Source organism: Pseudomonas sp. SA233 (assembly GCF_054792385.1).
The window spans coordinates 3,992,852-4,004,250 of record NZ_CP096449.1 but is presented as its reverse complement, the minus strand read 5'-3'; the positions used below and the strand labels follow the sequence as shown (position 1 = coordinate 4,004,250).

Sequence of the window (11,399 nt, the reverse complement as noted above, 5' to 3'; positions counted from 1 at the left end):
GTTTTCAAGCATATTTTTATAGAGGCACGGGATTACATGGAAATCGGTCTGCGCGAGTGGCTGATCGTCATCGGCATCATTGTCATTGCCGGGATTCTTTTCGACGGCTGGCGCCGCATGCGCGGCGGGAAAGGCAAGTTGAAATTCCGTCTGGATCGCAGTTATTCCAACCTGCCGGACGAAGAGGGCAATGCCGAAGTGCTTGGCCCGTCGCGGGTGCTGGATACCCACAAGGAGCCTGAGCTGGATGAAAGCGACCTGCCGTCGCTCAGTGCTTCTGCGCGTGATCGCGAGCGCGAGCCCAAGCCGGCCAAGGCTGCCAAGCGCGGCAAGCGCGCCACCGCTGCCGCGGATGCACAGCAGGGCGACCTGAACCTGAGTGCCGAGCCACGCGAGCCCGACCTGTTTGCCGACAGCGATGACGACTTTGCTGCGGAAAATACCCGCAGCAACGGTGCGGCGCCTGCCAGCAGCAGCGTCAAGGAGTTGCCGCCGGCCGAGGAAGTGCTGGTGATCAGCGTCATCTCCCGCGACGAGGGTGGCTTCAAGGGCCCGGCGCTGCTGCAGAACATTCTGGAAAGCGGCCTGCGTTTCGGCGAAATGGACATCTTCCACCGTCACGAGAGCATGGCCGGTCACGGCGAGGTGCTGTTCTCCATGGCCAACGCCGTCAAGCCCGGCGTGTTCGACCTGGACGACATCGACCACTTCAGCACCCGCGCGGTGAGCTTCTTCCTCGGCCTGCCGGGCCCGCGTCATCCGAAGCAGGCCTTCGACGTGATGGTGGCTGCGGCGCGCAAGCTGGCGCACGAACTGAATGGTGAGCTCAAGGACGACCAGCGCAGCGTGCTGACCGCCCAGACCATCGAGCACTATCGCCAGCGCATCGTCGAGTTCGAGCGCCGTGCGCTGACCCAGAAGCGCTGACAGATCCAGACGAAAGAGCAGCCTCAGGGCGTGCTGGTCGGTTCGGGTGTTGTTATCGCCTGTTCCGGCCTCTTCGCGGGTAAACCCGCTCCTACAGGGACACCACAGCCCTTGAGGTTTGTGGTGTCCCTGTAGGAGCGGGTTTACCCGCGAAGAGGCCGGCACAGGCAATAAATACCTCAAACCCCCGGCACCACCCCCAGGCTGCTCTTTTGCTTTGCAAGAGAAGACAAATCCCATGACCGCCGAAACCCGTATCCACGAACTGCGTGCCGAGCTCGACCAGCACAACTACCGCTACTACGTGCTCGATGAGCCAAGCGTGCCCGATGCCGAATACGACCGCCTGTTCAACGAGCTCAAGGCGCTTGAAGCCGAATACCCACACTTGGTAACCCCCGACTCGCCCACCCAGCGCGTCGGTGGCGCAGCCTTGGCCGCGTTCAGCCAGGTCCGCCACGAAGTGCCCATGCTCAGCCTGGGCAACGCTTTTGAAGAAGCCGACCTGCGTGAGTTCGGCCGTCGCGTGGTAGACGGCCTCGACCAGCCCGGTGCGGTCGACTACAGCTGTGAGCCCAAGCTCGACGGCCTGGCCGTGAGCTTGTTGTACCGCGACGGTCTGCTCGTACAGGGCGCCACCCGTGGCGACGGCACCACCGGCGAAGACATCAGTGCCAACGTACGCACCGTGCGCAACATCCCGCTCAGGCTGCAAGGCGAGGGATGGCCTGCGGTGCTGGAGGTGCGCGGCGAGGTGTACATGAGCAAGGCCGGTTTCGACCGTCTCAACGCCGCCCAGGCTGAAGCCGGCGGCAAGACCTTCGCCAACCCGCGCAACGCCGCCGCCGGCAGCCTGCGTCAGCTGGACCCGAAAATCACCGCCAGCCGCCCGCTGGAATTCTGCTGCTATGGCGTCGGCCAGGTGTCCGCGAGCATCGGCGACAGCCACATCGGCATCCTCGAACAGCTCAAGGCCTGGGGGCTGCCGATCAGCCGCGAACTCAGGCATGCCGCCGGCATCGAAGAATGCCTGGCCTACTACCGCGACATCGGCGAGCGACGCAACAGCCTGCCCTACGAAATCGACGGCGTAGTGTTCAAGGTCAACAGCCTGGCCGCCCAGCGTGAACTGGGCTTCCGCGCCCGTGAGCCGCGCTGGGCGATTGCCCACAAGTTCCCGGCCATGGAGGAGCTGACCGAGGTGCTGGATGTCGAGTTTCAGGTCGGCCGCACCGGCGCGGTAACGCCCGTGGCACGCCTGAAACCGGTCAAGGTGGCCGGTGTGACCGTGTCCAACGCTACCCTGCACAACATGGACGAAATCGCCCGCCTGGGCCTGCGCGTTGGCGACACGGTGATCATCCGCCGCGCCGGTGACGTGATTCCGCAGGTGATGCAGGTGGTGCTGGAGCGCCGCCCGGAAGATGCGCGCCCGGTGCAGGTGCCGAGTGAGTGCCCGGTATGCGGCTCGCAGGTCGAGCGTACCCAGTTGGTCAAGCGTAGCAAGGGCAAGGAAACCACCAGCGAGGGGGCGGTGTACCGCTGCGTCGGTCGCCTGGCCTGTGGCGCCCAGCTCAAGCAGGCAATCATCCACTACGTGTCGCGCCGCGCCATGGACATCGAAGGCCTGGGCGAGAAGAGCGTCGAGCAACTGGTGGACGAAGGCCTGATCGGCTCGCCGGCCGACCTGTACAAGCTGGAATTCGACCAGATCGTCGGCCTGGAAGGCTTTGCCGAAGTGTCCAGCAAGAAGCTGCTGGATGCCATCGAAGCCAGCAAGCGCCCGGGCCTGGCGCGCTTCATCTACGCCCTGGGTATCCCGGACGTAGGCGAGGAGACGGCCAAGGTGCTGGCCCGTTCGCTGGGCAGCCTGGCGCGCGTGCAGCAAGCGCTGCCGCAAGTGCTCACCTACCTGCCGGACATCGGCCTGGAGGTGGCGTACGAGATCCACAACTTCTTCGAGGACGAGCACAACCGCAAGGTCATCAAGCAGTTGCTCGACAGCGGCATGCAACTGCAGGACGAAGGCGAGCTGGCTGCCGAGTTCGCCGCCAGCACCACCCTGGCCGGCATGATCGCCAAGCTCGACATCGCCTCGGTTGGCCCGACCGGTGCCGAGAAGCTGGTTGCCAAGCTAGACAGCCTGGACAAGATCATCGCCGCCGACGGTATCGACCTGCGCCAGGCCCTGGCGGCCAAGCAGGCCGAAGCCGTGCGCGAGTTCTTCAAGGATGAAGCCAACCAGAAGCTGGCCCGGGACATCGAGGCACAGTTGCTGGCGTTCGGCATGCACTGGAGCAGCGAGAAGAAAGTGGCCGAAGGCTTGCCGCTGGCCGGCCAGACCTGGGTGCTGACCGGCACCCTGGAGCGCATGAGCCGCGACATCGCCAAGGAAAAGCTGGAAAGCCTGGGGGCCAAGGTGGCCGGTTCGGTTTCCGGCAAGACCCACTGCGTGGTGGCGGGGCCGGGGGCGGGGTCCAAGCTGGCCAAGGCCAGTGAGTTGGGGGTGAAGGTGCTTGATGAAGATGCCTTCGTCACTTTCCTGGGCGAACAGGGCATCGCTGTCTGACGCCCTGCGCAATCCCCTGTGGCTTGCGCGGTCCTTGTGTGAGCGGGCATGCGCGCGAACACGGGCGAAGCCCGTGCCATCCACCGCGTTGCCTGCTTCGCGGCGGTTCGACGCCTCGACACGCCCGCTCTCACAAGTCCTGCGCTGGTCTTGCTGTCAGTGCTAACCCTGTAGGAGCGGGTTCACCCGCGAATTGCCAGCTCCAGGCCACCCTGGCCCGGACAAGTCATTGAGAAATGATGACTTTTTCTCCTCCAGAGGTTGTATCTGCCCCCAAGACCGGTACAATGGCGCCACTCGCTGTTCAGCGAGCCTTGTAGTGGTGGCCCCATCGGTCCCCCCGCATTGATTACCCGTTAACCTGGTCAGGCCCGGAAGGGAGCAGCCATAGCGGGAACATCGAGTGCCGGGGTGTGGCTGGTGGGGCCGCCTCCATTTCAGGTCCTTGAATTCTCAAGGATTTCTCGCATTACCCAACTTCGCTCTGGTTTGGCCGCCAGTCCTGCCGCGACCGCGCCGATGCAGCGGAGTAGGCGCTGTCGTCCTACCCGCATCGAAAGCCGCTATCAGCAGGCGTTCATTACTTCAAAGAAACCTGTCTGGTCTCAAGTTTGAGTTCCTTCAGGCGCTTCAGCAGCGTGTGGATATTTGTGCGTGCCGAACCTTCATTGGCCAGGCGCAGGCGCTTGATCGCGATAACGGAGTCGCCAACGCCAGCGGTAAAGGGCGTCCTGATGATCTCTCGGAAAATTACGGTGTTTGTAGCGGACTCGGTCAACGTATATTCAGCCTCGCAGGTAACTTCGAAGTCCAGGCCAAAAATGGGTTGGTCGACGCGTAGCAGGTTGGCGCGCAGGGTGTAGGCGGCAGGTGCTTCGCCAAGCAGGTCAGCACTGGCAAGTGATTGTTTGAGTGCAGCGCCAAAGTCCGGGCCGTCGATTTCCGAAGTCCAGAGCGGGTTGGTGGCGTCTCCGCCATTTACTTCGGATACCTGAATATTGCGATGCAGGCGTTGATCGTAAAACTGCGCATCGGTCTGGTCGGATGCCACGGACATTCCGGAGATTTGAGCAGGCGAAGCGCACCCTGTGCAAAGGGCAATAAATACCGAGACCAGAAACACACGGAAGTAGGTCACTTTAATAATCCTTGAGTGAGATGCCGGTAGTGCAAGACGAAAGCCATACATCGTGTATGGCTTCAACTATTGAAAGGCCGAGCGTCGCGCTGTGCGGCAGATGCCCTTACAGGTTGTATTTCTCATCGATTCTGCGTTTGTCGAGCGTGTAGCGCTTGAGGTCGATCGAGTCAGATTCCAGCTTGGCATCGAGCTCGTCCATGTCGTGCTTTTTCAGCGTTGCAACATGGGCTTTGGTGGCTTGGTAGTTGATCATCTCTGCAGCGTCATGCCCACTCACCGGGTCCCACAGAATGGAAAGCGGCCAGAACAGCAGGTTCACCACACCAAAGCCATATGCGCGACCGTAGAACGAACCGCCACCGGGAAGCAGGCCAAGGCCGGCAGCAAGCCCTGGGCTTTTTTCTTCAACCGCGAGGTTTCTGGCGCGATAGCTGGCAAGTTCCGACTCTTGGGCCGAATTGAGGCCGGTAGCACAACCAGTGGTCAGCGCTATCAGTGCGGCAGCGGTCAGATTTCGAATTGTGGACATGCAACATTTCCTGAGTGTGAGTACTGTTCTCGGCGCACGACTGGGCGCGGAGGCGCGTAACTCTACACTGAGTAGTGGCGTAATGATATCGTATTGCCATTACTCTATTCAGATGTTGATGCATCCAGATGATGGTTTATCCTGGCCGCTTAAAGGCAACTGTTGAACTGCCCTGTTTTTTTCCATGCCCCGCCGCCGACAGCTTCATCAGCCGCTGGAATTTCGGGCATTCCAGGTGATCTTCCTCAGGGCACTGCGCCGCATGCCGCAAGCCCTTGCTCATCGCCTGCAAGCGCCTGATTCGTGCATCCAGTTCGTCGGCCTTGGCGATCAGCATCTGCCGGTCGACTTGCAGGTCCACCAGCATCGTCCCCACTTCATCCAGCGAAAACCCCGCAGCCTGGCCCAGGGCGATCAGCGCCAGCCGGTCTGCAACATCGGCTGCGAACTGCCGCCGCTGGCCAGGCCCGGCGAGTGACTTGAGCAGGCCTTTCTTCTCGTAGTAGCGCAGCGTCGAGGCGGGTACGCCTGTGCGTTTGGCGACGTCGGCAATGTCCATTTCGGGCCCTTGACTTGAAGTTGACTTCAACTTCTATGCTGCGCGGCATGGTGATGACCGTCAATCTTCGAGGGCTTGTTCAATGACGTTTACTGCGATGTTGTCCGCTGCTTTGCCAATTGGTATCGGTGCCACGATGGTGATGGACCTGTGGGGGCTGCTGCTGAGGCGAATGGGTGTCGCCACGCTGAACTTCGCCATGGTCGGGCGTTGGGCGGGGCATTTGCTGCACGGGCGTGTGCGGCACCAGGCGATTGCCAAGGCGGAACCGGTGCGGCATGAGCTGGCGTTGGGGTGGGGGATTCATTACGCCATCGGCGTGCTGTTCGCGATGCTGCTGGTCATGATCGTGGGGGAGGGCTGGTTGCTGGCACCTACATTGTTGCCTGCGCTGGTTGTTGGTGTGGTCACGGTCGTGGCGCCTTTGTGCTTCATGCAGCCGGCGATGGGCGCGGGGTTCTTTGCGTCGAGGACGCCGACGCCTGCGCGCAACTGCTTGAAGAGCCTGGCCACGCATTCTGTGTTTGGCGTTGGGATGTTCTTGAGTGCGGGTTTGGTTGCGGCTGTGTGAGAGCGACATTCCTCAAGACGAGCAATCGGTAGCAGGAATGCGATCTGCTTTCAGGATGCTTCCTACAACGGTCAGGGCAATTTCCCGCTTTTTCTGTAGGAGGTGTCGAAATATCCTACGCACTCCGTCGACTCCCGTCTGATTGTCCCGGGAATCACCGCCCACTAGGCTTTTGCGGTCGCTGTCGGTTCAGCGATCGGGTGTGGAAGCCTGGGCAGTACACGGGACAGTTGTCATTTATGGCGGCTGTGCGCGGGAGGTATTCGTACCTGCCGGGTCTACCGTGTACCTGGTCTTCCACCCCGCGTACAGTTGCCACCCTAATGCGTGGAAGCGGAAGGGGACAACACAGCCAACACGGAGCTGTCATGAAAAAACTGGTCCCCGATCCACCCCACGTTTTCGAGCTTCCCCAAGGTAAATCCCTTTCCCGCGCCATCAGCGAAGGCATCGTGCCGATGGAGTTCGCGTTGATGAATGTCACCCACTACCTGATGTTTGCCTATAGCGACAGCCGGCGTGCGCTGGAGCGTATCCAGGACGAGGAGACGCGGCAGTTGCTGGAGCACGGGTTGCGGGCCATGCAGATTGCCTGGGGGCAGGCGGATGCTGTGGCACTGGCAGTTGAGCGTAGAAGCCAGTGAAGTCGGCCTTGGAGTAAGTAGAGATAGCAGGGATATCAATTAACCCTGTGGGAGCGGGTTGACCCGCGAAGAACGCGACGCGATGGATGGCACCGGCTTTGCCGGTGTTCGCGGGTGAGCCCGCTCCCACAGCGGGCGTGCAATTTTCGGGCGGGTTTGTCTTTCATCAGGTATGCGTGGCTCAGGGGCGAGCCACAGACATGGGTTCTTGGTTGCCCGTCCCCCCATACCGCTGCACAATCCGCTCGATCTCCCCCGACTGCTTCATTCGCACCAGCGCCCGCAGCAGCCCTTGGGTCGGTATCGACGGGTCATTGCGTACCATGCACCCCAGGTCCTGTTCTTCCAGTACTGCCAGCGCCTGCAATTGCTGTTCGGTGGGCAGGCCCTGGTTGAACCACTGCAACGACAGCTGGTTGCTTACCGCATGCCGATAGCGCCCGGCTTGCAGCTTCTGCAGTACCAGCAACTGGCTGCGGCTGTCCTCGCGGTGCAGGCGACCCTGGGCGAGCAGCGGTTGCAAGGTCGAATAGGTGTAGCCAAGCACCGTACCGATGGCCTGGGCAGGCAATTGCTCCGGGGGCAGCGGAGTACTATTGCCAGCGCGTCCTACCAGCAGGTCTCGCTGGTGCAGCAGTGGAATGCTCCAGACAAAATCCCCTGGCCGGTCATTGAACCACTGGGTGCTGACATAGCAGCGCACATCGATATCACCGCTGTTCATCGCCTCCTGCAGGCGCAGGCGGGCCATGATGTGGTATTCAGGGCGGATGCCCACTTCCTTGGCCAAGGCCTGCATCAGGTCGTACAGCATGCCTTCCACCGGCTGGTCGCCTTCGATGCGCACCAGCGGCATGCTCCAGCTCTCGGCGACAGAAAAACGCACCAGGGGCTGTTCAGCCTGGTTGTAGGTGCTCCACAGCAGCAACAGGGCCAGCAGTCTTCGCAAAGGCAATCCTCCCTGGATGGCGCGCCAGTTTCAAAGCTTAGACGACTTGCGCAGGGTGCAATTTTGCCCCCGCTCCGCTAGCATTAGCGATCTTCCGCTCGATCAGGCTGCGATGGTTTTTCGATGAGTTATCAGGTTCTTGCACGTAAATGGCGTCCGCGCTCGTTCCGCGAAATGGTCGGCCAGACCCATGTGCTCAAGGCCTTGATCAATGCCTTGGACAACCAGCGCCTGCACCATGCCTATCTGTTCACTGGTACCCGGGGTGTGGGCAAGACGACCATTGCCCGTATCATCGCCAAGTGCCTGAACTGCGAAACCGGCATCACCTCAACGCCCTGCGGTACCTGTTCGGTGTGCCGGGAGATTGACGAAGGCCGTTTCGTCGACCTGATCGAGATCGACGCCGCCAGCCGCACCAAGGTCGAGGACACCCGCGAACTGCTCGATAACGTGCAGTACGCGCCGAGCCGTGGGCGCTTCAAGGTCTACCTGATCGACGAAGTGCACATGCTCTCGACTCACTCGTTCAACGCCTTGCTCAAGACGCTGGAAGAGCCACCGCCCTACGTCAAGTTCATCCTCGCCACCACTGACCCGCAGAAACTGCCGGCCACCATCCTGTCGCGCTGTCTGCAGTTCTCGCTGAAGAACATGAGCCCGGAGCGGGTGGTCGAGCACCTCAGCCATGTTCTGGCCGCCGAGAACGTGCCGTTCGAGCCGGATGCCCTGTGGCTGCTGGGGCGCGCGGCCGATGGTTCGATGCGCGACGCCATGAGCCTGACCGACCAGGCCATCGCCTTTGGCGAAGGCAAGGTACTGGCCGCCGATGTGCGGGCCATGCTCGGCAGCCTTGATCATGGCCAAGTTTACGGGGTGCTGCAGGCGCTGCTCGAAGGCGATGCCCGGGCCTTGCTCGAGGCCGTGCGCAACCTGGCCGAGCAGGGCCCGGACTGGGCTGGCGTGCTGGCCGAGATGCTCAATGTGCTGCACCGCGTGGCCATTGCCCAGGCGCTGCCGGAAGCGGTGGACAACGGCCAGGGCGACCGTGAGCGGGTGCTGGCACTAGCCTCGGCATTGCCAGCCGAGGACGTGCAGTTCTATTACCAGATGGGCCTGATCGGCCGCCGTGACCTGCCACTTGCGCCGGACCCGCGCGGCGGCTTCGAAATGGTCCTGCTGCGCATGCTGGCGTTCCGCCCCGCTGACACCGACGACGCGCCGAAGCCGGTACTAAAGCCAGTGGGGATCAGCCAGGCCACAGCTGATCCTGCAACACCGGTGGCAGCGCCGGCGGTTGCCGTGGCGCCGCCGGCCGCTGCTGTCGTGGCGCCTGTTGCACCGGTTGCCGAGCAGCAAGTGCAGGCGCCCGCACCGGTCGAACCAGCGCCACAGCCGGTTGTCGAGCCTGTGGTGGCAGCTGAGCCTGCCCCGGTCAGTGAACCTGAGCCAGCACCAGAACCCGTGGCAGAGGTGGTTGACCTGCCATGGGAAGAGCCTGCGCCAACGCCCGCACCGGTAGTGGCCGAGCCTGCGCCGGCTCCTGCACCGGCCGCTGTGCCCACGCCGGCACCTGCCGCCCCGGCGCACGACGACGAGCCACCCTTCGACCCGTCCGCCTATGCCGCCGTGGGCATGGACCGCGACGATGAACCGCCCCTGGACGAAGACTATTACGGCGGCGAAAGCGACCCGGTCGGCTTCAGCTACCTGGACGAACTGGCCGAACACGTCCAGGAAGAAGCACCCAAGCCGGCAGCCGAACCGCTGCCCGCAGCCAAGCCGGCCACCGGCCTGGCCCTGCAATGGCTGGAATTATTCCCACAGTTGCCTGTATCCGGGATGACAGGCAACATCGCGGCAAACTGTACGTTGATTGCCGTCGATGGCGACGACTGGCTGCTGCACCTGGACCCTGGCCAGGGTGCGCTGTTCAACGCCACCCAGCAACGGCGCCTTAACGAAGCGCTCAACCAGCACCTGGGGCGCACGCTGAACCTGCGCATCGAGCTGATCCTGCCCGAGCAGGAAACCCCGGCCCAGGCGGCGGCGCGCAAACGCGCCGAGCGCCAGCAGGACGCAGTCACCTCGATCGAGCAGGATCCGTTGATCCAGCAGATGATCAAGTTGTTCGGCGCCAAGGTGCGGCAGGATACTATTGAGCCTGTAGAAGCCCTGGTTAATCAGGGCCAGTAACGGATAACCATGCGGCCGGCCCGGTGCCGGGCCGCATCACATGACCCAATCGAGGTATACCCCCATGATGAAAGGTGGCATGGCCGGCCTGATGAAGCAGGCCCAGCAGATGCAGGAAAAGATGCAGAAGATGCAGGAAGAGCTGGCCAACGCCGAAGTCACCGGCCAGTCCGGTGGTGGCCTGGTGAGCGTGGTGATGACCGGTCGTCACGACGTCAAGCGTGTCAGCATCGACCAGAGCCTGATGTCGACTGATGAAGACGACAAGGAAGTGCTGGAAGACCTGATCGCTGCGGCACTGAACGACGCGGTGCGCAAGGTCGAGCAGAACAGCCAGGACAAGATGGGCAGCATGACCGCCGGCATGCAGCTGCCGCCGGGCTTCAAGATGCCGTTCTAAGGGCATTTGCGTTACCGAAAACCGCCGCTGATACCAGCGGCGGTTTTTTTTGTGCGTTCCTGCAGCCTGCGCGGTCTTTGTAGGAGCGGCTTTGTGTCGCGAAAGGGCTGCGCAGCAGCCCCGGCAATCCATGCTGAGAAGCTGATAACCTGGGGCCGCTTCGCGCCCCATCGCGACACAAGGCCGCTCCTACAGGGACCGCGCAAGCCTTGCGATGTGCGCATGGCTGATTTGACGCCACTGCCCCCGCTGGGTATAAACCGCCTCTTATTGAATTGTCAGGCCTTTCCCATGAGCTTCAGCCCTCTCATCCGCCAACTGATCGATGCCCTGCGTATTCTCCCGGGTGTTGGCCAGAAAACCGCCCAGCGCATGGCCCTGCAACTGCTCGAGCGTGACCGCAGCGGCGGCCTGCGCCTGGCACAGGCCTTGACCCAGGCCATGGAAGGGGTTGGGCATTGCCGTCAGTGCCGTACCCTGACCGAGCAGGAGCTGTGCCCGCAATGCGCCGACACGCGCCGTGACGATACCCAGTTGTGTGTGGTCGAAGGGCCGACTGATGTGTATGCAGTGGAGCAGACCGGCTACCGTGGTCGCTACTTCGTGCTCAAGGGCCACTTGTCGCCGCTGGACGGGCTGGGGCCCGAGGCGATCGGGATTCCGCAGCTGATGGCGCGGATCGAGGAGCAGGGCACCTTCACCGAGGTGATCCTGGCGACCAACCCGACGGTGGAAGGGGAGGCGACGGCGCATTACATTGCCCAGTTGCTGAGCGAGAAGGGCCTGGTGGCGTCGCGGATTGCCCATGGTGTACCGCTGGGCGGCGAGCTTGAGCTGGTGGATGGTGGGACCTTGGCCCATGCCTTTGCGGGGCGTCGGCCGATTTCGCTCTGATTCAGAATTGTTGGGGCCGC

At 62.4% G+C, this 11,399-nt stretch carries 11 protein-coding genes and 1 other RNA gene; 8 read left to right on the top strand and 4 right to left on the bottom strand.

Features of this window, described 5'->3' with window-relative positions:
* Nucleotides 1-36: 36 nt before the first annotated feature.
* The 3 genes from zipA to ffs all read left to right on the top strand — a co-directional run bounded on the left by zipA (nt 37) and on the right by ffs (nt 3,922).
* Entirely contained in the window at nt 37-927 is an 891-nt protein-coding gene (zipA, locus tag M1D87_RS18445) for a cell division protein ZipA (RefSeq protein ID WP_015271153.1), read from the top strand.
* 238 nt (nt 928-1,165) lie between these two features.
* The gene (gene ligA, locus M1D87_RS18440; protein ID WP_039614437.1) at nt 1,166-3,496 is read left to right on the top strand and encodes an NAD-dependent DNA ligase LigA; all 2,331 of its coding nucleotides are present in this window, start codon (nt 1,166-1,168) and stop codon (nt 3,494-3,496) included.
* Nucleotides 3,497-3,825: 329 nt separating this feature from the next.
* Nucleotides 3,826-3,922: signal recognition particle sRNA small type (gene ffs / locus M1D87_RS18435), an RNA gene on the top strand.
* A 154-nt stretch (nt 3,923-4,076) separates the two neighbouring features.
* Here the strand turns inward: ffs and M1D87_RS18430 are convergent.
* From M1D87_RS18430 to M1D87_RS18420, 3 genes are all read right to left on the bottom strand, one after another.
* Nucleotides 4,077-4,634, bottom strand: coding sequence for a hypothetical protein (locus M1D87_RS18430; RefSeq protein WP_259677116.1), 558 nt, complete (start codon nt 4,632-4,634; stop codon nt 4,077-4,079).
* 106 nt (nt 4,635-4,740) lie between these two features.
* Nucleotides 4,741-5,166 carry a hypothetical protein gene (locus tag M1D87_RS18425; RefSeq protein ID WP_015271150.1) on the bottom strand — a complete coding sequence of 142 codons (426 nt, stop codon included), beginning with the start codon at nt 5,164-5,166 and terminating at the stop codon, nt 4,741-4,743.
* A 136-nt stretch (nt 5,167-5,302) separates the two neighbouring features.
* Nucleotides 5,303-5,725, bottom strand: a complete 423-nt coding sequence (locus M1D87_RS18420) for a helix-turn-helix domain-containing protein (protein ID WP_123085902.1) — start codon at nt 5,723-5,725, stop codon at nt 5,303-5,305.
* Between the two features lie 82 nt (nt 5,726-5,807).
* Between M1D87_RS18420 and M1D87_RS18415 the strand changes: the two genes are divergently transcribed.
* Nucleotides 5,808-6,296, top strand: a complete 489-nt coding sequence (locus tag M1D87_RS18415) for a DUF2938 domain-containing protein (RefSeq protein ID WP_123085903.1) — start codon at nt 5,808-5,810, stop codon at nt 6,294-6,296.
* A gap of 368 nt (nt 6,297-6,664) precedes the next feature.
* A complete protein-coding gene (locus tag M1D87_RS18410; protein ID WP_013973508.1) occupies nt 6,665-6,940 on the top strand; it encodes a hypothetical protein in 276 nt (91 codons plus the stop codon).
* A 181-nt stretch (nt 6,941-7,121) separates the two neighbouring features.
* Here the strand turns inward: M1D87_RS18410 and M1D87_RS18405 are convergent, their stop codons facing one another.
* The gene (locus tag M1D87_RS18405) at nt 7,122-7,889 is read right to left on the bottom strand and encodes a substrate-binding periplasmic protein (protein ID WP_322491673.1); all 768 of its coding nucleotides are present in this window, start codon (nt 7,887-7,889) and stop codon (nt 7,122-7,124) included.
* A gap of 123 nt (nt 7,890-8,012) precedes the next feature.
* On the opposite strand from M1D87_RS18405, the gene dnaX reads away from it, so the two are divergent.
* From dnaX to recR, 3 genes are all read left to right on the top strand, one after another.
* Nucleotides 8,013-10,085 (top strand): DNA polymerase III subunit gamma/tau, encoded by a 2,073-nt coding sequence (gene dnaX, locus M1D87_RS18400; RefSeq protein ID WP_123085904.1) that lies wholly within the window; start codon nt 8,013-8,015, stop codon nt 10,083-10,085.
* 64 nt (nt 10,086-10,149) lie between these two features.
* On the top strand, nt 10,150-10,485 hold the full coding sequence (locus M1D87_RS18395; RefSeq protein ID WP_003259671.1) for a YbaB/EbfC family nucleoid-associated protein: 336 nt from the start codon (nt 10,150-10,152) through the stop codon (nt 10,483-10,485).
* A gap of 291 nt (nt 10,486-10,776) precedes the next feature.
* Complete coding sequence (gene recR, locus M1D87_RS18390) at nt 10,777-11,379, top strand: recombination mediator RecR (protein WP_003259670.1); 603 nt, start codon at nt 10,777-10,779, stop codon at nt 11,377-11,379.
* Nucleotides 11,380-11,399: the final 20 nt, after the last annotated feature.

Excerpts from the sequence above, each read along its gene's own strand:
- zipA (WP_015271153.1), top strand. The coding sequence starts at position 37 with ATGGAAATCGGTCTGCGCGAGTGGCTGATCGTCATCGGCATCATTGTC.
- ligA (WP_039614437.1), top strand. The coding sequence starts at position 1,166 with ATGACCGCCGAAACCCGTATCCACGAACTGCGTGCCGAGCTCGACCAG.
- M1D87_RS18425 (WP_015271150.1), bottom strand. The coding sequence starts at position 5,166 with ATGTCCACAATTCGAAATCTGACCGCTGCCGCACTGATAGCGCTGACC.
- M1D87_RS18420 (WP_123085902.1), bottom strand. The coding sequence starts at position 5,725 with ATGGACATTGCCGACGTCGCCAAACGCACAGGCGTACCCGCCTCGACG.
- M1D87_RS18415 (WP_123085903.1), top strand. The coding sequence starts at position 5,808 with ATGACGTTTACTGCGATGTTGTCCGCTGCTTTGCCAATTGGTATCGGT.
- M1D87_RS18410 (WP_013973508.1), top strand. The coding sequence starts at position 6,665 with ATGAAAAAACTGGTCCCCGATCCACCCCACGTTTTCGAGCTTCCCCAA.
- dnaX (WP_123085904.1), top strand. The coding sequence starts at position 8,013 with ATGAGTTATCAGGTTCTTGCACGTAAATGGCGTCCGCGCTCGTTCCGC.
- M1D87_RS18395 (WP_003259671.1), top strand. The coding sequence starts at position 10,150 with ATGATGAAAGGTGGCATGGCCGGCCTGATGAAGCAGGCCCAGCAGATG.
- recR (WP_003259670.1), top strand. The coding sequence starts at position 10,777 with ATGAGCTTCAGCCCTCTCATCCGCCAACTGATCGATGCCCTGCGTATT.